This window comes from Novosphingobium chloroacetimidivorans (assembly GCF_014204535.1).
GTDB classification, from domain to species: Bacteria; Pseudomonadota; Alphaproteobacteria; order Sphingomonadales; family Sphingomonadaceae; genus Novosphingobium; species Novosphingobium chloroacetimidivorans.
Genome location: NZ_JACHLR010000014.1, coordinates 91,514 through 114,045, shown reverse-complemented (window position 1 = coordinate 114,045; position 22,532 = coordinate 91,514). Strand labels below are relative to the sequence as shown.

The window sequence follows — 22,532 nt, the reverse complement described above, 5'->3', positions numbered from 1 at the left end:
GCTTGCTTGAACCAGATGTGCCGGCTCTAGCCGGGCCTGCAGCCGCGCTCAAGACCTGCCGCGTCCGAAAGGGCAATCCGGTAAGTTCGGTCCAGAAAGATTCGCGCGTTTAATCCGGTTTTTACTCGCGTGCTCTTAAGCAGGCACCGTTCCGATCGGGGGCGAGGGCGACACCGCACATTACAATGGCCGAATTCGAACCACGCCTCCTCATGCTGATCGACGACGAGCCGGCACAGAGCCGCCTCGTCTCGGCGCTTGCCGCCCGCGAGGGTTGGCGCACGATCATCGCGCGGGATGCGGAGACGGCCATCGCCACGCTCGGCACGCGCCAGGGCATGCAGCTCAACGCCATCATCCTTGACCAGTGGGTGCCCGGCGACGATGCCTGCGCGCTGATCGCCGAACTCAAGGCACGCCGCCCTGCCCTGCCGATCCTGATGCTGACCGCCAGCACATCGCCGCTGCTGGCGGTGGAAGCGATGCGCTCTGGCGCGACCGACTACCTGATCAAGCCCGTCGCTCCGGACCGGCTGATGCAAGCCCTGCGTGTCGCCACCACGCAGGAGGCGCCGCGCGACGAGCTTGCTCCCCTGACCGAGAAGATGCCTTCCACGCCCGACTTCGAATCGATGATCGGCGCGGCGCCTACCTTCCGCAAGGCGCTGGCCGTCGCCGCGAAGGCTGCGCGCGGTCACGGTCCGGTGCTGATCGAGGGCGAGAGCGGGTCGGGCAAGGAGATGCTGATCCGCGCCATGCATGCGGCCAGCCCCCGCGCGAAGATGCCGCTGCGCATCGTCAACATCGGTGGCACTCCGGCGAACACCATCGAGTCCGTACTGTTCGGGCACGAGAAAGGCGCCTTTCCGGGTGCGTTCGACCGCCAGATCGGTGCGCTCCAGCATTGCGATGGCGCCACTCTCGCTCTCGACGAAATCGACCGCATGCCGCTCAGCGTGCAGGAGCGGTTGCTGGAATCGGTCAAGCGCGGCGACGTGCGGCCGATCGGCGTGCGCCACAGCTTCCGCATCGACGTGCGCCTGATCGCCGCCAGCAACGTGCCGCTGAAGGAACTGGTCGACGAAGGCCTGTTCCTGCCCGAACTGCACGAGGCGCTGTCGCAAGTCACCGTCACCCTCGCCCCCTTGCGCGAGCGGATCGGCGACATTCCTTCGCTCTCGCGCCATTTCCTCGCCCGCATCGGCGAGCAGCCGGGCCTGCGCGGACTGGGGATCACCGATGGCGCGCTCTCGCTCTTGGCCGCCTACGACTGGCCGGGCAACGTGCGCCAGCTCCAGGCCGTGCTGTTCCGCGCGGCGGTGTTCTGCGATGGTGACGCCCTCACGGCGGAAGACTTTCCACAGCTTCTCAACATCCTTGGCCCCACGCAGTCCACATCCTCATCCGCACCTGCGCAGAGCAGCTCTGGCGTGATGCTCTACACTGCGGACGGGAACCTGCGCCCGCTGGAGGAGATCGAGGCGGACGTGATCCGGCTGGCGATCGGGCTCTATCGCGGTCGCATGACAGAGGTTGCGCGACGCCTCGGCATCGGTCGGTCGACCCTGTACCGCAAGCTAAGCGAACTGGGCATCGACAACGCCGCCTGAGCCGTCCAGACCTTCCCGCAAGAGCAAGGAAGGGATGCATGGACACAAGCGAGCGCCTCGCTGCGACCGAGGCCATCCGCCAGGTCAAGTCGCGCTACTTTCGCGGCGTCGACAGTGGCGACGGCCTGCAGGTCCGCTCGATCCTCGCCGAGGATTGCGTGCTCGACTACATGGGCTGCTGTACCGACCCGGTCACCGGGATCGACCACATGCCAGCCATGAATGTGGTCATGCGCGGCCGAGAGAGTTGGCCGGTGCGTGAGGCGGTCGGCATGCAAGTGGTCTCGGTCCACCAAGGCCACGACCCCGACATCACAATCGAGGATGCTCGAAATGCGCGGGCAATCTGGTCGTTCACCGACCGCTTCTTCATGCCTCCAGGCGGCGCCTTTGCGCGTCTGACCGGCTGGGGACGCTATCACGAAACCTATACCGACCGCGGCGATGGCTGGAAGCTGCAGACCACCCGCATCGAGCGGCTGCGCGTGGAAGTCGCATGACGGCGGGCACGAGCTTCAACGGCCGCTCGGCGCTCGTCACCGGCGCGGCTTCGGGCATCGGTGCTGCGGTGGCTTGCGCCTTGAACGATGCCGGTATCGAGCGGCTGGTCCTGGTAGACCAGGACGCGGACGGACTGGATGCGCTGCCTCTCCGCTGCACGGTGCAGCGTTGGATCGGCGACGTCACCGACGAGGCGCTGTGGAACAGGATAGACCAATCCATCGGAACAATCGACCACGCGGTGCTCAACGCCGGGGTCGCAGATGCTGCACCGATCACAAGCCTGGGGTTCGACGAGTGGCGGCGCATCCTTTCGGTCAACCTGGATGGCATGTTCCTCAGCCTCCGGTCGGCCCTGCGCGCGATGACCCTCGACGGCGAAGCGCGCGGTCGCAGTGCGGTGCTGACCAGTTCGGTCGCGGGCCTGAAGCCGATCGCCGGCACCGCCGCTTACGGGGCGAGCAAGGCCGCGGTCGCGCACCTGGCTAGGATCGCGGCAGCCGAGCATGCGGGCGACGGCATACGCATCAACGCGGTTGCGCCCGGCCGGGTGGACACGCCGATCTGGACCCGCAACGCGCACTTCGCGCAGATGGTCGAGGACCTCGGCAGCCGGCAGGCGGCTCTCGACGTACTCGCCGCGGAGACGACGCCGCTGGGCCGTCCTGCCACAGCCGCAGAGATGGCCGCGCAGATCGTGTTCCTGCTGTCGGACGCGGCGTGGAACGTGACCGGGACAGTGCTTGTCAGCGACGGGGGCTACAGCCTCTGACGTCGTCTCGTGACCGTCGAACGCAATGAGGGGGAGGACTTGCGCCCTCCCCCTCCTCCCGCCGCCCGATGGGCAGCGCGTGACAACCCGTTCAGTCACCGACGTAGACCTGGGGAATGCGATAACCCCTCTTCGCCATATGCGAGATGTACGTCACGCGCTCATGGCGCAGTTCGGTGCCGTACTCGTCCCAAGCGTCGCGGCGATCCTCGGTGTCGGTGGCATGGCGCAAGTCGCTCGCGAGTTCCTTGCGCGTCTCGTTGACGTTGGTGCGGTAGTCGAACCAGCGGCTGTTCTGGATGCCGCCGATCGGCGCACGGATGATGCGGCTCTCTTCCTCGTGCGCCGCCTGTTCCTCATACATCATCGGCAGCGCGATGGCAGTGGTCGGCGCGGCAACGAGGGCCAGGGCGGCGAGCACATGGTTCTTGTTCATGGTCGGTCTCCTTTGCTTTCCGGGTCGAACCCGAGCATCGAGCGAAGAACGTACCGACCTGCCAAATGCCTCCCGACGAAAAGACGAACGGCGCCTGCCAGACGGTCAATAGAGCCATGTGTCGCCTAGTAGACGCATGGGTCCGGCCTTGTTCATCCCGCAGAAATGCGCGGTTCATCCGCGGTTTAGCTTGAGGGTAGCTGCGCAAAGTCGGTGAGCGCCGCGTCGCGCAGGCCGCGCCAGACACGCACGGCCTGCACCGTCTCGAACACGTCGTGGACGCGCAGCAGGTGCACGCCGGCATCCAGAGCCTTGAGCGCCAGTGTCAGCGATCCGCCGAGCCGCTGGTGCGCGGGCGCTTCGTTGGACAAGGCGCCGATCATCCGCTTGCGGCTCGCCCCGACCATCAGGGGATGTCCAAGGGCGTGAAACAGCGGCAGTGCGTTCATCAGCGCCAGATTGCCGGCGACCGACTTGCCAAAGCCCAGTCCGGGGTCGAGCACGATCCGTTCGGGTGCGACACCCGCCGCGATCGCAGCGTCGCGCCGGTCCGCCAGCCAATCGAAAACGTCGAGCACGATATCGGCGTAGGCGCCACCGGCATGCAGGTCCTCGCCCTCGCCCGGTGCATGCATCAACACCACGGACGCGCCGGACTGCGCCGCGAACTCCAGGCTGCGGGGATCGTGGCGCAGCGCCGAGACGTCGTTGATCAAGTGCGCGCCCGCCGCCAGCGCCGTCTCCATGACGGCGGGTCGGCGCGTGTCGACGCTGATGGCCGCACCCATGGCTGCGAGCCGCTGCACGACCGGCACGACGCGCTTGATCTCGTCCCCCTCCCACACGGCGGCGGCGCCGGGCCGGGTGGACTCGCCGCCCACGTCGACGATCGCCGCACCCGCCTCCAGCATGGCGGCGGCATGATCGAGCGCCGCCTGCGGATCGTCGAGGAACTGTCCGCCGTCGGAGAAGCTGTCCGGCGTCACGTTGAGGATGCCCATGACTTGCGGCTGATCGAGCCGCACCGTGCGCGCACCCAGCACCAGCGGTGCGTGGACCTTGCGGAACGCCGCCAACTGCGACTCTCCTTGCCGCGCCAGATCGTCGGGAAGCGCGGCGAGCGCAGAGGCGATGTCTGCCACGCAAACCCGCTCGCGAGACGTAATCCTTGAGCCCTCGCGCGTGATCAGCGCGAAACGGCTTGCCCAGACGAGCGATCCGCCGAGCCGCACAGTTTCACCGTGCTCGCTCTGCGGGCTCTCGGCGAAGGCGATCGGGCGCAGGTAAAGGCGTTGTCTCACCAGACTGGCCTCAAGGCTCCGTCGCCAGCAAGTACAGCTGGCGGATCGCGTCGATGGGCTTCAGTTCGCCCTCGTGCTGTAAGTGCCAGAAGGTCCAGCCGTTGCACGATGGCGCACCCTGCAGCGCCGCCCCCAGCCCGTGGATGGAGCCGCCTTGCGTACCGCTTACCAGCGAGCCATCGGCGCGTACGCTGGCGGTGTGCCGGCCCTTGCGGTCGGTCAGCACCGTGCCTGGAGCGATCCAGCCGGTTTCGATCAGCGTGCCGAACGCGACCTTGGGCGCAGTGCGCTTGCTCTGCATGGTCTTGAGCGCGCTCTCGTCCAGCGGCAGGGCCATTTCGATCCGCTCGCGCGCGGCTTCGCGATACGTGCCATCGCGCTCACAGCCGATCCATTCGCGGCCGAGGCGCTTGGCCACCGCGCCGGTTGTGCCGGTGCCGAAGAACGGGTCGAGTACGACATCGCCCTTCTCTGTCGTCGCCAGCATGACCCGGTAAAGCAGCGCCTCGGGCTTCTGCGTGGGGTGCACCTTGTGCCCGTCCTTGCGCAGCCGCTCCGGCCCGCCGCAGATCGGCAGCACCCAGTCGGAGCGCATCTGCAGCTCATCGTTCAGCGTCTTCATCGCGCGGTAGTTGAAGGTGTACTTCGCCTTCTCGCCCGTCGAGGCCCAGATCAGCGTCTCGTGCGCGTTGGTGAAGCGGGTGCCCTTGAAGTTGGGCATCGGATTGGCCTTGCGCCAGACGATGTCGTTGAGGATCCAGAAGCCGATATCCTGCAGCATCGCGCCGACGCGGAAGATATTGTGGTACGATCCGATCACCCACAGCGAGCCATCGGGCTTCAACACGCGCCGCGCCTCGGTCAGCCATTCCCGGGTAAAGCGATCGTAGGCGGCGAAGCTGTCGAACTTGTCCCAAGCCTGGGTCACCGCATCGACATGGCTGCCGTCCGGCCGTGCGAGATCGCCGCCGAGCTGCAGGTTATAGGGCGGATCGGCGAAGACCATGTCGACGCAGGCATCGGGCAGCGAGCGCATGGCTTCGATACAATCGCCATCGAGGATTTGGCCCAGCGGCAGCAGCTCGCGCGGGATCGGCGCGGGCGTCCTCAACCGAATTCGCTCCTTGAGGAGAACCTGACTCATCACCCACTCCGACGCCACTGACAGCGCCTAGGGTGAGTCATCCGGGACTCGCCGTCAAGAGGCGACTCGCCACCTTCTCGCGAGTCGCCTTAGTTTCTCATGCAGCGTCCGGCAGTCGGGGATCGACGCCGGTCATCTCTACCGACACGTTCCAGAGGCGTCTCGCCGCCTCTCGGTCGAGCGCGACCTTGCCGATCTTTGCCAAGCCTGAGCTGCCGCGCATGCCGAAGATCTGCTGCGGGCCATAGTAGCCGCCCGGCTTCACATCAGGCTGGGTCGCGGCCTGAAGCGTTGGCGCGGCGCCCTGCTCCGCTGAATTGAAGAGGGTACCCGCCAGTGGCCAAATCAGCCTGCCGAAAGCGCCAAGGTTGCGGCCCAAATCGGTCGCCGCCACGCCGGGATGACAGGCGACGGCGATGACGGGAGAACCGGCAGCTCGAAGTCGGCGGCCCAGTTCCAGCGCGAACAGCAGGTTCATCAACTTGCTGTCCGAATAGCGGCGATCAGTATAGCTTTGGTGGGCGTCGAGGTCGTCCCATTCGATCTTTCCACCATGATGCGCGAGGCTGGACGTAACCACCACCCGGCCGCGCGGCGCCTGTGCCAACTTCGGGAGCAGACGGCAACTCAGCGCAAAGCAGCCAAGGTGGTTGATCCCGAACTGCGGTTCGTGCCCTTGGGCGGTCCGCTCCAGCGGAGGCATCATCACCCCGGCGTTGTTGATCAATGCATCGATCCGGTCTTCGGCTTGCAATTGCTCTGCGCACGCGGCGACGCTGTCGAGGTCGCCCTGATCGAGCTTCGCGAAGCCGAGGTTCGCTTGCGGCACCAGGTTGCGGATCACCGCCATGGCCGCCGTGGCCTTGGCTTCGTTGCGACAAGCCAGGACGACCCGCGCCCCGTGCATCGCCAGCGTCTTGGAGATTTCAAGACCAAGGCCGGTGTTCGCACCTGTCACCACGAAGCACTTGCCCGTCTGGTCGGTCACGTCAGCAACAGTAAAACCGTTCATGACAGCGTCTCCAGTTCGAGGCTCAGCTGCGATACCGGTGCGAAGCTGCGGCGGTGGTGCGGCGTCGGCCCATGGCGGCGCAGCGCCGCCAGGTGCTCGGGCGTACCATAGCCGGCATTGCGCTCCCAGCCATAGTGCGGGTGCGCCGATGCCAAGTCGCGCATCAGCCGGTCGCGATGCTCCTTGGCGATGATCGAGGCAGCCGAGATGCATGGCTCGATCGCATCGCCCCCCACGATCGGCCGGGCCTGCCAGCACCATTCGGGCCGGCGCCCGGCCGGCGTCAGGTTGCCGTCGATCAGCACCTCGCGCGGGGCGGTCCCCAGCTGTTCGCACAACCCCCGCACGGCGAGCGTCATCGCCAGCATCGTGGCGCCGAAAATGTTCAGCTGGTCGATCTGGTCGACATCGACGACACCCACAGCCCAGCGGCACCGGCGCTTGATGCTCGCCTCCAAGGACGCGCGCCTGTCCCGCGTGAGCTTTTTGGAATCGTCGAGCCCGGCAGGGCGCGGCTTGCACAGCACGACAGCTGCAGCGACGACAGGTCCGGCCAGCGGGCCCCGCCCCGCTTCATCTACCCCGACGACATAATCGGCCTCAGGATACCACGCGCGGGGAACCGATGGTGAGTTGTGCGTTACCAAGGACTATGACCGACATGCACGGCACTGGCCGCTATCTCGCCCTTGTATCGCCCCTCGTCATCGGCCTCGCAAGCTGTGGCGCCTCGTCCTCGGGGGAAAAGGCCTCGCCCGCTCCGGCCGACGGGTTCAAGACCGAGGCCATCGCCCAGTTCGACGAGCCATGGGCGATGGACTTCGACGAAGGCACCGGCATCCTGCTGGTCACGGAGCGCAAGGGCGCGCTGAAATTCCGCCTGAAGGACGGCAAGATCGGCTCGGTGAGCGGCGTGCCCAAGGTGGCCTATGGCGGCCAGGGCGGTCTTGGCGACGTGGTGTTTGGGCCTGATGTTGTCGCTGGCGGCACTTCGCTGGATGGTCGCACGGTCTATCTCAGCTGGGCAGAGGCAGGCAGCGGCGACACGCGCGGCGCCGTCGTCGGGCGCGGCAAGCTGGCTTGCGCCACCCCGCTCGCCTGCTCGCTGCAGGACCTCAAGGTCATCTGGCGCCAGGAACCCAAGGTGACCGGCCAGGGTCACTACTCGCACCGGATCGCCTTCTCGCCCGACGGCCGGTACCTGTTCGTCGCGTCGGGCGAGCGCCAGAAGTTTACGCCCGCGCAGGACCTTTCCGTCAACCTGGGCAAGGTGCTGCGCCTCAACCTCGACGGCACTCCGGCGAACGGCAATCCCTTCGCGGCCAAGGGCTCGCCATCGAACCAGATCTGGACTTATGGCCATCGCAACGTGCTCGGCCTGGCGTTCGATGCGCAGGGTCGGCTGTGGGATCTGGAACACGGGCCCGCGGGCGGCGACGAGTTGAACCTCGTCAAGGCCGGCCAGAATTATGGCTGGCCGCTGGTTTCCGACGGCGACCACTACGATGGTCGGCCGATCCCGCGCAACAGCACGCGGCCCGATCTCGCGAAGCCCGCGATCAGCTGGAACCCGGTGATCGCGCCGGGCGACTTCATGTTCTACTCCGGCACCATGTTCCCCTCTTGGCGCGGGCAAGCGCTGATCGGCGGCATGAAGCCAAACGTGCTGGTGCGGGTCGCCATCGATGGCGAGACTGCTCGGGAAGTCGCCCGAACGCCGGTGGAACACCGCATCCGCGACATCGCACAGGGACCCGATGGCGCTGTGTGGCTGCTGGAAGACGGCAAGGAGTCCGGAGCGGGACGCCTGCTCAAGCTGACGCCGCAATAATCATCGACATTCGCGAGCCCGGCCCCTATCGGCGCGCGGCCATGTCCGAAGCCGCGATCATCCCGCTCGACAACGTCGATCCCGCCCTCGTCGAGGAGCTGCTCGACCGCGCCTTCGAACCGATGCGCCACCAGCGCACCGCCTACAAGGTGCGCGAGGGCGTGGACTGGTTGCCCGCGCTCAGCTTCGCGGCGCTCGATGCGCGCGAGATGCTGGTCGGCACGATCCAGTGCTGGCCTGTCGCGCTCAATGCCGAGGACGGACGCGCGCATCCGATGATCATGGTCGGCCCCGTCGCGGTACTGCCGGAGCAGCAGGGCAGTGGCTTCGGCAAGGCGCTGGTGACGGCCAGCCTCGCCGGCATCGACGAACGCGCGCCCTTGCCGCAGGTGATGATCGGCGATGCGGAATATTACGGCCGGTTCTGGGGCTTCACCAACGAGCACACCGGCGGCTGGAGCCTGCCCGGCCCGTTCGAGCAAAGCCGCCTGCTGGTGCGTAGCAGCAACCCGGCGGTATTGCCGGAACGCGGCACGCTGGGGCCGTGGCTGCGTTGATCGAGGCCTCTCCTGGATGGGGGAGGCGTTAGCCCGCGCCAGCGGCTGATGGAGGGGTGTCGCCACGGGTCGAGTGCTCTACCGAGATCTGCCACCAACCCATTGTTGCCCCGCCCCTGATCTGGCATCGCCATTGCAATGCCGTACGAACCCCCGCCCGAGCTCGCCAGCCTTTCCCTCGCGCAGATCGCCGACCTGGTAGCGGCGCGCAAGTTGCCCCCGCTCGACAAGTGGTCGCCGGCCGAGAGCGGCGACAGCGAGATGCGGATCGCCGCTGACGGGCGCTGGTACCACCAGGGTGGGATCATCGGCCGCCCGGCGATGGTGCGCGCGTTCGCCTCGCTGCTCCTGCGCGACGAGCAGGGCCAGCACTGGCTCGTCACTCCCACGCAGAGGCTCTCGATCGCGGTGGAGGACGCCGCGTTCGTCGCCATTGATGTGCGACAGGACGGCGACGCGCTGGCCTTCAGGCTCAACACCGACGATCTGGTCATCGCCGGCCCAGACCACCCGCTGCGAGTAGCGGGCGATGCCGACAACCCGGCCGTCTATCTCTCCGTCCGCCATGGCACCGAGGCACGCCTCAACCGCAGCACCTGGGCGCAGCTGGCGGAGATCGCGCTGTCCGGCGACGGTGCCAGCGTGTCCAGCCAGGGCGTGACCTTTCCGCTGGTGGCCGAATGACCAGGCTGTTCGACCGGGTTTCCTGCCTGTTCGAGGAAGGCCATGCGGCGGCACCCCCGACGCTGTGGCTCGATCCGCGCATCGACGACATCGAGAGCTTCACCCCCGCCGCGGTGCTGATCGCGATGACCGACCGCGAGCGGCCCGGCTTGCTGTTCCTCCATCGGCCTTCCACGATGCGCGCGCATGCAGGCCAGATCGCCTTCCCGGGCGGTCGCATCGACCCGGGCGAAACGCCGGTCGAAGCCGCTCTGCGCGAAGCGTGGGAGGAACTCGGCATTCCACCCGAGCTGGTGCAGGTCATCGGCACCAGCGACCTCTACCGCACCGGCTCCGGCTATGAGATCACACCTGTCCTGAGCGTGATCCCGGCCGATGTCGAGATCGTGCCCAACCCCGCCGAAGTCGCCAGCTGGTTCGAGGCGCCGGTCGACTTCGTGCTCGACCGAGCCAACCAGAAGCAGAAGACCCTGGAGCACGAGGGTCACACTCATTCCTTCATCGAGATCGACTGGCGCGGCCATGCGATCTGGGGCGTCACCGGCGCCATTCTGCATAACCTCGCCGGACGGCTGCGCTGGCATGGCTGAGCGGCTGTCCGATGCACCCTGGACCAGACGGCCTGCACTCGCGGCCCTGATCGCGACGCTGGGCGAGGGTCAGGCGCGCTATGTCGGCGGCGCGGTGCGCGACACGCTGCTGGGTTTGCCGGTCAAGGACATCGACGTCGCCACGCCGCTCCGACCCGAGCAGGTCATAGAGCGACTGACGGCAGCCGGCATCCGCAACGTGCCCACAGGCATCGAGCATGGCACCGTGACCGCCGTGCTGGCCGACGGCCCGGTCGAGATCACCACCTTGCGCCGCGATGTCAGCACCGATGGCCGCCGCGCCACCGTTGCCTTCGCCTCGGACTGGCGCGAGGATGCGGCGCGGCGCGACTTCACCATCAACGCGCTCTACGCCGATCCGATCACCCACGAGATATCGGACTGGTTCGGCGGCCTGGCAGATCTTGCCGCGCGGCGCGTGCGCTTCATCGGCGAAGCCCGCGAGCGCATCCGCGAGGATCACTTGCGCATCCTGCGCTACTTCCGCTTCCAGGCGCGCTTTGGGAGCCTGCCTGCCGATCCGGAGGCCGAGGCTGCCTGCAGCGAACTTGCCTCGACGCTGAAGGGCCTTTCGCGCGAACGGATCGGCATGGAGACGATGAACCTCCTTGGCCTGCCCGATCCCGCGCCCACAATTGCCCGCATGGCGGAGCTGGGTGTTCTGGCGCAGGTCCTGCCGGAGGCGCGGCCCGATGCGTTGGCGGCCCTCGTCGCGCAGGAACGCGCGCAGGAGGTGGCACCAGATGCGCTGCGCCGCCTGGCGGCACTCTTGCCCGCCGAACCGGCGCTGGCGGAGCACGTGGCGGCCCGCTTCCGCCTATCGGCCGCGCAGAAGAAGCGCATCGTCACGGCGGCGGCGCGCACCGACGCAATGGAGAACCCTCGTGCCCTCGCCTATCGCCTGGGCCGCGCCGAGGCGATCGACCGCCTGCTGCTCGCCGGCGCGTCGGCAGCGCCGCTGGAAGGGTGGGACGTCCCGCAGTTCCCGCTGAAGGGCGGCGAGATCGTGGCGCGCGGGATCAAGGCCGGACCCGAAGTCGCCAGCACCTTGCGCGCCGTGGAAGAACGCTGGGTCGCGGAAGGCTTTCCGGCGCGCGGCAGAGTCCTGGAGATGCTGGACGAGGTGTTCGGCGGTTGAGACGCGCCGGCGCCGGCCGACATGCGCCTCCTCAACCATCGTCATCCCCGCGAAGGCGGGGATCCATCTCCTGAGGTGTCAGCCAACGCAGCAGGCGCTTGACGCATGTGGGCGGCGGATGAACGTTTTCCAACGACCATGGCGCTAACGGACCCGGCCGGAGATGGATTCCCGCTTTCGCGGGAATGACGATGGTGAGAGGTGGGCATTTAACTCGTTGCAAGACAATCAGACCGACGAGGAAGGAAACCTCCACCTCTCATCCCGATGAAAACCGCACTTCGGCTCCCTACATCCGGGTGGACAGCAAGCAGTCAGCTTGCCCCTGCTAGGGCCAACACGTGGACTTCCCCGGACTGATCCCATTCCTCACGCAGCAGCCGCTGCTCGCGCTGGCGATCGTCTCGATCCTGGTGGCGACACTGGGCGGCATGCTGCGTCGGCCGCTGCCGATCTTCGGTGGCTTCGTGCGTGGTCTCGGCAACCTCGGGCTCGTGGGCGCCCTGCTGCTGACGATTGCGCAAGTGACCCGCTTCACCACCGGCAACGATCTTGCGTTGCCGCAGCTGGGCATGCCCGCACAGTCGGTCGAGGGCGGAGAGACTCGCGTACCGATGGATCGCGACGGACATTTCTGGCTCACCGCGAAGCTGAACGGGGTCGAAGGACGCTTCCTCATCGACACCGGAGCCACCCTCACCGCGATCTCGCCCGCCATCGCCCAGACCGCCGGGCTCAAGCCCAAGCCGCTGCCACAGGCAGTGATGATGCGTACCGCCAACGGGACCATCCAGGCGCAACTCACGACCGTGGACGAGCTGCGCTTCGGCAACGTCGTCGCGCGCGATCTCGACGCGGTGGTGGCGCCGGGCCTGGGCGAGGCGAACGTCATCGGCATGAACCTGCTTTCCCGCCTTGCAAGCTGGCGGGTCGAAGGACGCACGCTGATTCTGGTGCCTCATCATCCACAGGACCCCAGCATCGAACCGACCGGCTCCAAAGCTGCGCGTGGCAACCGCGGGGCATGACTCGCAAGGGTGAGCGAAATGGCCGGGATGCGGCTGCCGCTCGGCCGGTAGGCGGAACTGAGGCGCGTCACCCGATCGCCTCCCAGCTTCGCTCGCCCCGCAAAGGCGAGGGTCTATGTCCAGAGCTTGCGCAACAGTTCGCGGGTTAGAACTTGTTGTCCCGCGGGAACCCCTGCGGCGGCAGGCGTCCAGCCGCTCCCCGCGCGACTTTCCAGGGCAGCAGGTCCTTTTCCACCCGCACCCTGCCGCTGTCCCCGCCCATCGTCCAACTGAGACCCTCCTCCAGCTTGAGCGTGATCGCATCGGACATCCCGCCGTCGCGGTAGCGCTGGAGCGTCACGCCCTGGCCCTTGGCCAGCACCGGCAGCTCGGCGAGGCTGAACACCAGCAGCTTGCGGTTATCGCCCACCACGGCGAGGTGGTCGTGCTCGGGGGGGATTTCGCGCACGACGGCGAGGCGGACGCCGGGCTTGGTGCTCATCACGCCCCGGCCCTTGCGCGTCTCGGCCAGGATCTCGTCCGCCTCCGCCGCGAAGCCGCGGCCGAGGTTCGATGCCAGCAGCAGCTGGCCCTTGGGCTTGTAGAGCAGCACGGCGACGATCTGTGCTTCGGTATCGATGTCGAGCATGGTGCGGATCGGCTCGCCGAAGCCGCGCGCGCCGGGCAACTTGTCGGCGCCGAGCGTATAGAAGCGGCCGTTGTCGAGCGCGATCAACAGCTTGTCGGTCGTCTGCGCATGGAGCGCGAAGGCAGGCCCGTCGCCTTCCTTGAACTTGAAATCGCCATCGAGCGGAACATGCCCGCGCGCCGCCCGCACCCAGGCACGCTGCGAGACAATGACGGTGACCGGCTCCTTCTCGATCATCGCGTCCATGCTGAACGCGACGGTCGGGGTCGCTTGCGCGATCGTCGTCCGGCGGCGACCCAACGCGGTGGTCTCGGCATAGTCCTTGCGCAAATTGGCGAGATCGCGCTTGAGCCGCGTGCGCTGGCGGGCCGGGCTGTCTAGCAAGGCTTGCAGATCGGCCTGCTCCTTCAGCAAGTCCTCGTGCTCGCGGCGAAGCTCCATCTCCTCCAGCTTGCGCAAAGATCGCAGCCGCATGTTGAGGATCGCTTCGGCCTGGCGGTCCGTCAGCTCGAACTCGGCCATCATCACTGGCTTGGGCTCATCCTCGGTGCGGATGATCTCGATGATACGGTCGAGGTTGAGGTAGGCGATGATATAGCCCGAGACGAGCTCCAGCCGTGCTGCGATCTTCTCCAGCCGGTGCCGGGTGCGGCGCAGCAGGATGTCGATCTGGCTGTAGACCCATTCCTGCAGGAGCAGCTTCAGGCCCAACACGCCGGGCGTGCGGTGAGCGTCGAGCACGTTGAGGTTCAGCGTGAACCGGCTCTCCATGTCGGTAAGCCGATAGAGGCTTTCCTTCAGCAGCTCCGGATCGACGTTGCGGCTCTTGGGGATGAGGACGATGCGGATCGCCTCGTCGCTCTCATCGCGCACGTCTTCCAGGATCGGCAGCTTGCGGTCGCCGATCAGCGCGGCGATCTGCTCGATCAGCTTGGCCTTGGGCAGCATGTAGGGGATCTCGGAGATGACGAGCTGCCACTGGCCGCTCCCCAGCTTCTCGATGCCGGTATCCTCCCAAGCGTCACCGATGCGCCCGGTCGAGAACCGCCCACGCACCCGGAAGGCGCCTTTGCCGGTCTCGTAGGCGTGGCTGATGATCTCGGGGCTGTCGACGACCAGCCCGCCGGTGGCGAAGTCCGGGCCCTTGAACACCTGCATCAGCTCGGCATGGGTGCTCTCGGGCTTGTCGATCAGCATCAGCGTCGCGTCGATGATCTCGGCGACGTTGTGGCTGGGGATCGAGGTCGCCATGCCCACCGCGATGCCGGTGGCGCCGTTGGCGAGCAGGTTGGGGAAGATGCCCGGGAAGATCTCGGGCTCTTCGTCCTCGCCGTTGTAAGTCGGATGGTACTCGACCGTACCTTCGTCCAGCCCGGCCATGAGCTGGATCGCGGTCTTGGTCAGGCGCGCCTCGGTGTAGCGGTAGGCGGCGGCGTTATCGCCGTCGATGTTGCCGAAGTTGCCCTGCCCTTCGACCAGCGGATAGCGCAGCGACCAGTCCTGAGCCAGGCGTACCATGGCATCGTAGACCGAGGCGTCGCCATGCGGATGGTACTTGCCGATGACGTCGCCGACGACACGGGCCGACTTCTTGTAGGCCTGGCCCGGATCGAGCTTCAGCTGCCGCATCGCCCACAGGAGGCGCCGATGCACCGGCTTCAGCCCATCGCGCAGATCGGGCAGCGAGCGGGCGGTGATGGTGGAGAGCGCGTAGACCAGATACCGCTCCGACAGCGCGGCATCGAACGGTGCATCGACGATGGCGTCGAAGGGATCTTTCTCGTCGGTTGGGCTCACCATGGCCGGAACGCCCTAGCAACACCGTGAGCCGAGCGGAAGCGCAGGAACCGATGTTTTGCGCCGTTCATTCCTGTCTCGAACCCCGAACACAGGAGAATACCATGGCCAAGAAGGTCCTCATCATCGCGACCGACGGCTTCGAGCAAGTGGAACTGACCGATCCGAAGAAGGCGCTGGAGGATGCCGGCATCGAAACCACGGTCGCCAGTCCGACCGAGACGACGAAGCCGGGCGAGATCAAGGGCTGGAAGTTCACCGACTGGGGCGACAGCGTGAAGGTGGACCAGACCCTCGACCAAGTGAGCGCCGAGGAGTTCGACGCGCTGCTGCTGCCCGGCGGCCAGATCAACCCGGACAAGCTGCGCCTGCAGTATAAGGCCGTTTCGCTGGTCAAACAGTTCGTATCGGCGGGCAAGCCCGTGGCGGCGATCTGCCACGGTCCGTGGCTGCTGGTCGAGGCGGACGTGGTCAAGGGCAAGACGGTGACGAGCTGGCCTTCGATCCGCACCGATCTTCGCAATGCCGGCGCCAACGTGGTCGATCAGGAAGTGGCGATCGACGGCCAGCTCATCACCAGCCGCAAGCCGGAAGATATCCCGGCGTTCAGCAAGGCGCTGATCGAGGCGGTGAACGCGAAGGTGGAAGCCTAGTTTAGATCCTGCCCTGCAAGGGGAGGTGGCAGTCCGCAGGACTTATGGAGGGGTGCAACCCTATCGCCCGATCACTACGCGAGCGGTGACACCCCTCCACCACCGCTTCGCGGCGGTCTCCCGCCCCTTAAAGGGGAGGACCTCAACGGCGGATCGGCAAGTTCACCCGAACTGCATATCCCGCGACACTCCGGGGATCTTCACCGTCAGCCCGTCAAGCTCGCCCGAAAGTTCGATCTGGCACGACAGCCTGCTGGTGCGCGCAACTCCCGCGGCCAGGTCCAGCATGTCCTCTTCATCCGCCGAGGCGGGCGAGAGCTTTTCGAACCAATCGGGCGAGACGATCACGTGGCAGGTGGAACAGGCCATCTGGCCCTCGCACGTGCCTTCCAGCGGCATGCCGGCGGCCTGGCCCACTTCGAGCAGGCGAGCACCCTCGCGCGCATCGGCCGAGATGATCTCTCCTTGAGGAGTCACGAAGCGGACGTTCACACTATCATACTCCCTGCGCCGCGGTTGCGGCCTCTATGCGTGCGCAGGCATCCTCTAATTTTTGTAGCTCAGTATATCGACCGAAGCCGAGACGGATAGAGGATTTTGCTTGATCGGCGTTTAACCCGATTGCGGTGAGCACATGACTGGGCCGCCCCGAGCCGCTGGCGCACGCCGAACCTGCCGAGAAGGCCACGTCGCGCACGTCCGACATCAGCCTGCCGACATCCAGTCCATCGAGCCGCAGGTTCAGATTGCCGTGCCAGCGGGCATCGGCGGAACCGTTCAGCGTCCAGCGAGACAGCCGGGAGCGCGCCGCCTGCCACAACGCGCGGACATGCGCGGCATCGGCGTCCATCCGCTCTCGTGCCAGCCTGGCCGCGACGCCGAAGCCGGCGCACAGGGCCGGGCTCAGCGTGCCAGAGCGCAAGCCGTGCTCCTGCCCGCCGCCGTGGATCAGCGGCGCCAGCGACAGTCCATCTCGTAACCAGAGGGCGCCGATCCCCTTCGGACCGTAGAGCTTGTGCGCCGACAGCGCGATCATGTCGGCATCGGCGGGCGCGGCGAGCTTGCCCGCGCCTTGCACGGCGTCGCATACGAACAATGCGCCTGCTCGCCTCGCAGCCTGCGCCAGTTCCGCGATGGGTTGCACCGTGCCGATCTCGTTGTTGACCTGCATGACCGCGACCAGGTCTACGCCGCGTATCGGTGTTTCACCATCGAGCACGCCGTCGCCGTTCACCGGCAAAATCGTCACGCCCGGATCTACGGCGCGTGCGGTGTCGAGCACTGCGGCATGCTCGATCGCGGACACCGCCAGGCGCTTCGCTCCGCTGCCGAAGATCGCCAGGTTCAGCGCCTCGGTCGCACTGCCGGTGAAGATCACCTGCCCGCCCGGCGGCAAGAGGGCCGCAACCTCGTCGCGGGCGACCGCCACCGCCGCCGCCGCCGCGCGACCGGGGCGATGGGGGCTGTGCGGATTGGCGAAGCCGGTCGTGTCCGGACCTCCCAGCCACGGCAGCATCGCCTCGCGCGCTTCGGGTGCCAAGGGCGTCGTCGCCTGATAGTCGAGGTAGATCATGCCGCCGCGCGCCCCTGCGCCATCGCGCTCCACGCGCCGAGGAAGCGGTCGATGTCGGCGCGGGTCGTCTCTCGCCCGATGCTGACACGCACCACCTCTCCTGCCCCTTCCACGGCCATCGCGGTGAGCACGTGGCTGGCCTTGAGGCTGCCCGACGAGCAGGCGCTGCCCGCGGAAATGGCGATGCCCTGCGCGTCGAAGCGGATCAGCTGCACGGCGGAGGACACGCCCGGCATGCGATAGGCGCCGATCGTCGCGAGCCGGGGCGCTGCGGCCGCAATGACTGTTCCGCCGGCGGCAACGATGCCTTCTTCCAACACACGGCGAAGTAGAGCGGCCTGATCCAGCCAATCGCGGTCCGCCTCCAGCGCCGCGACCATCGCGAGCACGCCGGGCAGATTTTCGGTGCCGCCGCGATAGCCGCGCTCCTGCCCGCCGGAGGGCGTGAGCATCGACCAGTCGCGCACCAGCAGGGCACCGACGCCGATCGGGCCGCCGAACTTGTGCGCCGAAATCGCGATCATGTCGGCGTCCGGCAGCGAGAGCTTGCCGGCGCTCTGCGCGCAATCGGCGAGCGATCGGCCACCGCTCTGCTTGATGGCAGCGCACAGCGAGCCGAGTGGCTGGATCACACCCGTCTCGTTGTTGACGTGCTGGATTGCGACCAATCCTGGCCCGGTCACTTCGCCAAACACCTGGCCGTCACGATCGACATCCAGCCTCCGGACGGCTCCCCCAGCGCGCAGTACCGCGTCATGCTCCACTGCCGAGACCGCGCACAGCGGCACGGTCGACCGCCCCATCGCCATGCTCAACGCTTCACTCGCGCCAGAGGTGACTACCACCTCGCCGTGCCATCCAAGCGCCGCCTTCAACCGCTCGCGCGCATCTTCCAGCGCTGCTCGCGCCGCGCGCCCCGCCGCATGCGGGCTCGAGGGATTGGCCCAAAGCGCCATGCCTTCCAGCCACGCGTCGCGGGCCGCAGGAAGCAGCGGCGTGGTGGCGGCATGGTCGAGATAGAGCGGTTTCGGGGCCATTTGCGACTAAGTTGTTTTCGGGAGCGTGAGTTCTATATAGCGAACACCCATCATTTGGCACCCCCGAGCCGTCGGCGCTGCTATGGCGCCGCGCTCAGGTCAGCAAGTCAGGTTCACGAATCACATGCCCGCAGTCATTTTCCCCGGTCCCGAAGGGCGCCTCGAAGGCCGTTTCCAGCCCGCCTCGCGCGCTCGTGCACCCGTCGCCATGATCCTCCACCCGCACCCGCAGGCGGGCGGCACGATGAACGACCGGATCACGCAGCACCTCTACAAGACCTTCGTGAACCGCGGCTTCGCCACGCTGCGCTTCAACTTCCGTGGTGTCGGCCGTAGCCAGGGCAGCTTCGACAACGGCATTGGCGAACTCTCCGATGCCGCTGCCGCGCTCGACTGGGTGCAGTCGATCCACCCCGAGGCCTCGACCACGTGGATCGCCGGCACCAGCTTTGGCGCGCTGATCGGCATGCAGCTCCTGATGCGCCGCCCAGAGATCCGCGGCTTCATCTCGGTGGCACCGCCTGCCAATATGTACGACTTCAGCTTCCTGGCCCCATGCCCGGCCTCGGGTATCATCATCCAGGGCACTGCGGACACGGTGGTGACACCCAATGCCGTGCAAAAGCTGGTCGACAAGCTGCGCACGCAAAAGCACATCACCATCCACCACGATGAAGTCCCACGCGCGAACCACTTTTTCGAGAACGAGATGGAAGACCTGATGCGCTCGGTCGACAACTACCTCGACATGCGACTGGCGCCGGATTGCCCGATCAAGTGAGCTGACATTGCCGACGTGCGTCGACCCGGGTCAATCCAGGGTCGACGCTGGCCGTCAGCGTTGCGCCGATTAGCGCCTCGGACTAGAGCCCCACCATGTCCGACGCCGTCTCCCCGCTCGCCACGCCGTTCCCCGATTTGCCCGCCATCTCCGGCGTCACCCCGCGCGTGGCTCGCGCCGGGTACAAGAACTGGGGTCGCTGCGACCTGACCTATGTCGAGCTAGCCGAGGGCACGACCGTCGCCGGCGTCTTCACCCGCAACGTATGCTGCTCCAGCGAAGTCGAAATCGGCCGCGCGAACGTCGCGCAGGGCCACGCCCGCGCGCTGGTCGTCAACGCCGGCAACTCGAACGCCTTTACCGGGTATCGCGGACGCGAGGCGGTGGAGCAGATCATGAGCCAGGTCGCCGAACATCTCGGCTGCGCAGCGAACCAGGTGTTCGTCTCCTCGACCGGCGTAATCGGCGTGCCTCTGCCCAAGGATAAGGCGCGCGAGGGCGTAAGCAACGCGCTCGCCGCATCGGAGTGCAGCTGGGAGGAGGTCGCCCGCACGATCTCCACCACCGACACATTCCCCAAGGGCGCGACCGCCACCGCCATGATCGGCGACACCAAGGTCAACATCAGCGCCGTCATCAAGGGCTCGGGCATGATCGCGCCGGACATGGCGACGATGCTGGGCTACCTGTTCACCGATGCGGCCGTCGCCCCGGGGTTCCTGCAGGAGTGCCTGGCGCAAGCCAACCGCCGCACATTCTCGTGCATCACCGTCGATAGCGACACTTCCACCAGCGACACCGTACTCGCCTTCGCGACCGGCAAGGCGGGCAACGTCCCGCTCGCCTCGTTCGACGATGCCGGTGCCGATGCCTTTGCCGCCGCGATCCACGACGTCTGCCGCCAGCTCGCCCACCTGGTCGTCCGCGACGGCGAAGGCGCGAGCAAGTTCATCGCCGTCACCGTGACCGGCGCCGTCTCGGACGAGAGCGCGCACCGCGTCGGCCTTGCCATCGCCAACTCGCCGCTGGTCAAGACCGCCATCGCCGGCGAGGACGCCAACTGGGGCCGCGTTGTCATGGCGGTGGGCAAGGCCGGAGAGCCTGCCGACCGCGACAAGCTCTCGATCGGTTTCGGCGGCATCTGGGCCGCGCGCGAGGGCCTGCCGCTCGCCGACTACGACGAAGCGCCGGTCGCCGCGCACCTTCGGGGGCAGGACATCACGATCGAAGTCGATCTCGGCCTGGGCCAGGGCCGCACGCAAGTGTGGACCTGCGACCTCACGCACGGCTACATCTCGATCAATGCCGACTACAGGAGCTGACGCCGTGCTGACGATTTGGGGCCGGCTGAACTCGCACAACGTCAAGAAGGTCGCCTGGCTCGCCGTCGAACTCGGACTGGAGTTCGAGCGGATCGACACCGGTGGGCAGTTCGGCATGGACGCCGCCTACCTCGCCAAGAACCCCAATGCGCTGATCCCGACCATCGAAGACGGCAAGGTCACCCTGTGGGAATCGAACGCGATCCTGCGCTACCTTGCCGCTCAGTACGGCGGTGAGCGCTGGTGGCCCGCCGATGCTGGCGCACGTGCGATGGGCGACCGCTGGATGGACTGGCAGTTCGGCTATGCCGACGCGCAACGCGACGCCTTCCTGCACAACGTGCGCAAGCCCGCCGCAGAACGCCGTCCCGAGCTGATTGCAGCCTCGGTCGCCGCGTGCACCAGGCACCTTGCAGTCATAGAGCGCTACCTGACCGAGACGCCGTGGCTCTCAGGGGTGGAATTCGGCATTGGCGACATTCCGATGGGCGTCTACGCGAACACTTGGTTTGCCTTGCCGATCGAGCGACCGCCCTTTCCGGCAATCCAAGCCTGGTTCCAGCGCATCTGCACGCGGCCGGGTTTCGCCGAGCAAGTGGCGATACCGCTATCATGAAGCGCCCCGAACTCAGCGCCACCTTCACCGCACAAGTCGAAGCGGCGATGCGCAAGGCCGCGCAGACCGCTATCCTGCCACGCTACCAGTCGCTCGCCGCGTCCGACATCGTCAATAAGGCGCCGGACGATGTCGTCACCGTGGCCGACAAGGAGAGCGAGGAGATCCTCGGCGCCGCACTCGCCGATCTCCTGCCCGAGGCGACCATCGTGGGCGAGGAAGCCGCCTTTGCCGATCCCGCCATCTTCGCACGTCTGCGAGAGGGGCTGTGCTGGATTGTTGATCCGCTCGACGGGACCAACAACTTCGCGGAAGGCAAGGCGCCGTTCGGAGTGTTGGTGGCGCTGGCGGACGGCGGCGAGACGATCGGTGGCTGGATCCTCGACTGCCTGTCGGGCCGGTTCTGCCATGCGAGTTCGGCCGGCGGCGCCTTCATCGACGGCAACCGAATAAGCGCACGATCATCCGGGGAGGAGCCGCCGGTCGCAGCGCTCGCCACCGGATACATGCAGCCCGAAGAGCGCGCGGCCGTTCAAAAGCACATCGCGCCGCTCTATCGCACGGTCGACATCCCGCGCTGTGCGGCCGAACAGTACCCGCGCCTGGCTCTGGGCACCAACGACGTCTCGGTCTTCAACCGCACCCTGCCCTGGGATCACGCAGCCGGCGTGCTGTTCCTCAACGAGGCGGGTGGCCGCGCCGCGCGCCTGGACGGCACTGCCTATCGGGTCGACGAATGGGAGCGCCGCGGCATGATCGGCGCCTCGACCCCTCAGCTGTGGGATGTGCTGGCCGGGCGCCTCGCCAAGCTGGAACGATAACGTCGACCCGGTCGCCTCGCAGTCAGACAGGGGTCGAGTTCGGCGTGCCTTCTGGGTTGCCCCGCCGACCGCAAGGCCGTTGCTTTCTTGACAGGCGTTACCCCGCAGTCGCCAGCGCGCCTATACGCTTGTCCTCCCCGCACCGGGGAGGGGGACCGCTCGCAAAGCGAGTGGTGGTGGGGATTCGCACCCTGAAGCCGCGCGTTCCGGCAAGCTCTGAGTATGCCGGGACTCCCCTCTACCACGCTTCGCGCGGTCCCCCTCCCCCTTACAGGGGAGGTCAGCAGGTCAAAGCTCGCTTTCGAGCCAGCCCTTCAGAGCGCTCTTGGGCGCGGCGCCCAGCTTCTGCGCGACCGGCTTGCCGTCCTTGAACAGCACCATCAGCGGGATCGACTTGACGCCGATCTGGCCGGGCACCTCGGTGTTGGCCATGATGTCCATCTTGGCGATCGTCACCTTGTCGCCCAGTTCCTCGCTGATCTCTTCGAGCGAAGGGCCGATCATCTTGCACGGGCCGCACCAGTCCGCCCAGAAATCGACCAGCACGGGCTTGTCGGACTTGAGGACATCGGCCTCGAAGCTGGCGTCGGTCACGGCTACGGTGGGCATCTGGTGGTACTCCAAAGGATTGTCGGACAGCAATCTAGGCACGATTGCCGCAGGAGCAATGTGCGGTTGC

General features: G+C 66.9%; 24 protein-coding genes. 14 read left to right on the top strand and 10 right to left on the bottom strand.

Going from position 1 to position 22,532, the window contains the following annotated elements:
* The first annotated feature begins 185 nt into the window (after positions 1–185).
* From HNO88_RS15595 to HNO88_RS15585, 3 genes are read left to right on the top strand one after another with little or no spacing between them, the layout of a single operon-like run.
* Positions 186–1,610 (top strand): sigma-54-dependent transcriptional regulator, encoded by a 1,425-nt coding sequence (locus HNO88_RS15595; RefSeq protein ID WP_184247525.1) that lies wholly within the window; start codon positions 186–188, stop codon positions 1,608–1,610.
* A 38-nt stretch (positions 1,611–1,648) separates the two neighbouring features.
* Positions 1,649–2,110, top strand: a complete 462-nt coding sequence (locus tag HNO88_RS15590; protein ID WP_184247522.1) for a nuclear transport factor 2 family protein — start codon at positions 1,649–1,651, stop codon at positions 2,108–2,110.
* A complete protein-coding gene (locus tag HNO88_RS15585) occupies positions 2,107–2,883 on the top strand; it encodes an SDR family NAD(P)-dependent oxidoreductase (RefSeq protein ID WP_184247520.1) in 777 nt (258 codons plus the stop codon). The genes HNO88_RS15590 and HNO88_RS15585 overlap by 4 nt, the downstream gene beginning before the upstream one ends.
* 91 nt (positions 2,884–2,974) lie before the next feature.
* On the opposite strand, the gene HNO88_RS15580 is transcribed toward HNO88_RS15585, so the two are convergent.
* From HNO88_RS15580 to rnhB, 5 genes are all read right to left on the bottom strand, one after another.
* The gene (locus HNO88_RS15580) at positions 2,975–3,319 is read right to left on the bottom strand and encodes a hypothetical protein (RefSeq protein WP_184247517.1); all 345 of its coding nucleotides are present in this window, start codon (positions 3,317–3,319) and stop codon (positions 2,975–2,977) included.
* Positions 3,320–3,504: 185 nt separating this feature from the next.
* The gene (gene folP / locus HNO88_RS15575; protein WP_184247514.1) at positions 3,505–4,620 is read right to left on the bottom strand and encodes a dihydropteroate synthase; all 1,116 of its coding nucleotides are present in this window, start codon (positions 4,618–4,620) and stop codon (positions 3,505–3,507) included.
* Positions 4,621–4,630: 10 nt separating this feature from the next.
* A complete protein-coding gene (locus HNO88_RS15570; RefSeq protein WP_184247511.1) occupies positions 4,631–5,764 on the bottom strand; it encodes a site-specific DNA-methyltransferase in 1,134 nt (377 codons plus the stop codon).
* A gap of 97 nt (positions 5,765–5,861) precedes the next feature.
* The gene (locus HNO88_RS15565) at positions 5,862–6,776 is read right to left on the bottom strand and encodes an oxidoreductase (protein ID WP_184247508.1); all 915 of its coding nucleotides are present in this window, start codon (positions 6,774–6,776) and stop codon (positions 5,862–5,864) included.
* A complete protein-coding gene (rnhB, locus tag HNO88_RS15560) occupies positions 6,773–7,423 on the bottom strand; it encodes a ribonuclease HII (protein WP_184247505.1) in 651 nt (216 codons plus the stop codon). Before rnhB ends, HNO88_RS15565 begins: the two co-directional genes overlap by 4 nt.
* A gap of 14 nt (positions 7,424–7,437) precedes the next feature.
* Between rnhB and HNO88_RS15555 the strand changes: the two genes are divergently transcribed.
* From HNO88_RS15555 to HNO88_RS15530, 6 genes are all read left to right on the top strand, one after another.
* Positions 7,438–8,607: a PQQ-dependent sugar dehydrogenase gene (locus HNO88_RS15555; protein ID WP_184247502.1), complete on the top strand. Its 1,170-nt coding sequence runs from the start codon at positions 7,438–7,440 to the stop codon at positions 8,605–8,607.
* Positions 8,608–8,648: 41 nt separating this feature from the next.
* Complete coding sequence (locus tag HNO88_RS15550) at positions 8,649–9,164, top strand: GNAT family N-acetyltransferase (protein WP_184247499.1); 516 nt, start codon at positions 8,649–8,651, stop codon at positions 9,162–9,164.
* 138 nt (positions 9,165–9,302) lie between these two features.
* Positions 9,303–9,848: a DUF1285 domain-containing protein gene (locus HNO88_RS15545; RefSeq protein WP_184247497.1), complete on the top strand. Its 546-nt coding sequence runs from the start codon at positions 9,303–9,305 to the stop codon at positions 9,846–9,848.
* Positions 9,845–10,438 carry a CoA pyrophosphatase gene (locus tag HNO88_RS15540; protein ID WP_184247494.1) on the top strand — a complete coding sequence of 198 codons (594 nt, stop codon included), beginning with the start codon at positions 9,845–9,847 and terminating at the stop codon, positions 10,436–10,438. The genes HNO88_RS15545 and HNO88_RS15540 overlap by 4 nt, the downstream gene beginning before the upstream one ends.
* A complete protein-coding gene (locus HNO88_RS15535; protein WP_184247491.1) occupies positions 10,431–11,597 on the top strand; it encodes a CCA tRNA nucleotidyltransferase in 1,167 nt (388 codons plus the stop codon). Before HNO88_RS15540 ends, HNO88_RS15535 begins: the two co-directional genes overlap by 8 nt.
* 341 nt (positions 11,598–11,938) lie before the next feature.
* Entirely contained in the window at positions 11,939–12,625 is a 687-nt protein-coding gene (locus HNO88_RS15530; protein ID WP_184247487.1) for a retropepsin-like aspartic protease family protein, read from the top strand.
* 145 nt (positions 12,626–12,770) lie between these two features.
* Here the strand turns inward: HNO88_RS15530 and parC are convergent, their stop codons facing one another.
* Positions 12,771–15,053 carry a DNA topoisomerase IV subunit A gene (gene parC, locus HNO88_RS15525; RefSeq protein ID WP_184247485.1) on the bottom strand — a complete coding sequence of 761 codons (2,283 nt, stop codon included), beginning with the start codon at positions 15,051–15,053 and terminating at the stop codon, positions 12,771–12,773.
* 101 nt (positions 15,054–15,154) lie between these two features.
* On the opposite strand from parC, the gene HNO88_RS15520 reads away from it, so the two are divergent.
* Entirely contained in the window at positions 15,155–15,703 is a 549-nt protein-coding gene (locus HNO88_RS15520; protein ID WP_184247482.1) for a type 1 glutamine amidotransferase domain-containing protein, read from the top strand.
* A 162-nt stretch (positions 15,704–15,865) separates the two neighbouring features.
* Here the strand turns inward: HNO88_RS15520 and HNO88_RS15515 are convergent, their stop codons facing one another.
* From HNO88_RS15515 to HNO88_RS15505, 3 genes are read right to left on the bottom strand one after another with little or no spacing between them, the layout of a single operon-like run.
* On the bottom strand, positions 15,866–16,195 hold the full coding sequence (locus HNO88_RS15515) for a 2Fe-2S iron-sulfur cluster-binding protein (protein WP_184247479.1): 330 nt from the start codon (positions 16,193–16,195) through the stop codon (positions 15,866–15,868).
* Positions 16,196–16,199: 4 nt separating this feature from the next.
* Positions 16,200–17,276: a cysteine desulfurase family protein gene (locus tag HNO88_RS15510; RefSeq protein WP_184247475.1), complete on the bottom strand. Its 1,077-nt coding sequence runs from the start codon at positions 17,274–17,276 to the stop codon at positions 16,200–16,202.
* Positions 17,273–18,313 carry a cysteine desulfurase family protein gene (locus tag HNO88_RS15505; protein WP_184247472.1) on the bottom strand — a complete coding sequence of 347 codons (1,041 nt, stop codon included), beginning with the start codon at positions 18,311–18,313 and terminating at the stop codon, positions 17,273–17,275. The genes HNO88_RS15510 and HNO88_RS15505 overlap by 4 nt, the downstream gene beginning before the upstream one ends.
* 124 nt (positions 18,314–18,437) lie before the next feature.
* Between HNO88_RS15505 and HNO88_RS15500 the strand changes: the two genes are divergently transcribed.
* From HNO88_RS15500 to HNO88_RS15485, 4 genes are all read left to right on the top strand, one after another.
* On the top strand, positions 18,438–19,094 hold the full coding sequence (locus tag HNO88_RS15500) for an alpha/beta hydrolase (RefSeq protein ID WP_184247469.1): 657 nt from the start codon (positions 18,438–18,440) through the stop codon (positions 19,092–19,094).
* A 95-nt stretch (positions 19,095–19,189) separates the two neighbouring features.
* Positions 19,190–20,416: a bifunctional glutamate N-acetyltransferase/amino-acid acetyltransferase ArgJ gene (gene argJ, locus HNO88_RS15495; RefSeq protein WP_184247465.1), complete on the top strand. Its 1,227-nt coding sequence runs from the start codon at positions 19,190–19,192 to the stop codon at positions 20,414–20,416.
* A 4-nt stretch (positions 20,417–20,420) separates the two neighbouring features.
* Positions 20,421–21,032 carry a glutathione S-transferase family protein gene (locus tag HNO88_RS15490; RefSeq protein ID WP_312857091.1) on the top strand — a complete coding sequence of 204 codons (612 nt, stop codon included), beginning with the start codon at positions 20,421–20,423 and terminating at the stop codon, positions 21,030–21,032.
* Positions 21,029–21,853 carry an inositol monophosphatase family protein gene (locus HNO88_RS15485; RefSeq protein WP_184247458.1) on the top strand — a complete coding sequence of 275 codons (825 nt, stop codon included), beginning with the start codon at positions 21,029–21,031 and terminating at the stop codon, positions 21,851–21,853. The genes HNO88_RS15490 and HNO88_RS15485 overlap by 4 nt, the downstream gene beginning before the upstream one ends.
* Positions 21,854–22,141: 288 nt before the next feature.
* Here the strand turns inward: HNO88_RS15485 and trxA are convergent, their stop codons facing one another.
* A complete protein-coding gene (gene trxA, locus HNO88_RS15480; RefSeq protein WP_184247455.1) occupies positions 22,142–22,462 on the bottom strand; it encodes a thioredoxin in 321 nt (106 codons plus the stop codon).
* Positions 22,463–22,532 lie beyond the last annotated feature (70 nt).

Coding starts and splice junctions, on each gene's coding strand:
- HNO88_RS15545 (WP_184247497.1), top strand. CDS start 9,303: ATGCCGTACGAACCCCCGCCCGAGCTCGCCAGCCTTTCCCTCGCGCAG.
- HNO88_RS15485 (WP_184247458.1), top strand. CDS start 21,029: ATGAAGCGCCCCGAACTCAGCGCCACCTTCACCGCACAAGTCGAAGCG.
- HNO88_RS15570 (WP_184247511.1), bottom strand. CDS start 5,764: ATGAGTCAGGTTCTCCTCAAGGAGCGAATTCGGTTGAGGACGCCCGCG.
- argJ (WP_184247465.1), top strand. CDS start 19,190: ATGTCCGACGCCGTCTCCCCGCTCGCCACGCCGTTCCCCGATTTGCCC.
- HNO88_RS15580 (WP_184247517.1), bottom strand. CDS start 3,319: ATGAACAAGAACCATGTGCTCGCCGCCCTGGCCCTCGTTGCCGCGCCG.
- trxA (WP_184247455.1), bottom strand. CDS start 22,462: ATGCCCACCGTAGCCGTGACCGACGCCAGCTTCGAGGCCGATGTCCTC.
- HNO88_RS15565 (WP_184247508.1), bottom strand. CDS start 6,776: ATGAACGGTTTTACTGTTGCTGACGTGACCGACCAGACGGGCAAGTGC.
- parC (WP_184247485.1), bottom strand. CDS start 15,053: ATGGTGAGCCCAACCGACGAGAAAGATCCCTTCGACGCCATCGTCGAT.
- HNO88_RS15535 (WP_184247491.1), top strand. CDS start 10,431: ATGGCTGAGCGGCTGTCCGATGCACCCTGGACCAGACGGCCTGCACTC.
- HNO88_RS15585 (WP_184247520.1), top strand. CDS start 2,107: ATGACGGCGGGCACGAGCTTCAACGGCCGCTCGGCGCTCGTCACCGGC.
- HNO88_RS15510 (WP_184247475.1), bottom strand. CDS start 17,276: ATGATCTACCTCGACTATCAGGCGACGACGCCCTTGGCACCCGAAGCG.
- HNO88_RS15590 (WP_184247522.1), top strand. CDS start 1,649: ATGGACACAAGCGAGCGCCTCGCTGCGACCGAGGCCATCCGCCAGGTC.
- HNO88_RS15555 (WP_184247502.1), top strand. CDS start 7,438: ATGCACGGCACTGGCCGCTATCTCGCCCTTGTATCGCCCCTCGTCATC.
- HNO88_RS15550 (WP_184247499.1), top strand. CDS start 8,649: ATGTCCGAAGCCGCGATCATCCCGCTCGACAACGTCGATCCCGCCCTC.
- HNO88_RS15595 (WP_184247525.1), top strand. CDS start 186: ATGGCCGAATTCGAACCACGCCTCCTCATGCTGATCGACGACGAGCCG.
- HNO88_RS15500 (WP_184247469.1), top strand. CDS start 18,438: ATGCCCGCAGTCATTTTCCCCGGTCCCGAAGGGCGCCTCGAAGGCCGT.
- HNO88_RS15520 (WP_184247482.1), top strand. CDS start 15,155: ATGGCCAAGAAGGTCCTCATCATCGCGACCGACGGCTTCGAGCAAGTG.
- HNO88_RS15540 (WP_184247494.1), top strand. CDS start 9,845: ATGACCAGGCTGTTCGACCGGGTTTCCTGCCTGTTCGAGGAAGGCCAT.
- HNO88_RS15505 (WP_184247472.1), bottom strand. CDS start 18,313: ATGGCCCCGAAACCGCTCTATCTCGACCATGCCGCCACCACGCCGCTG.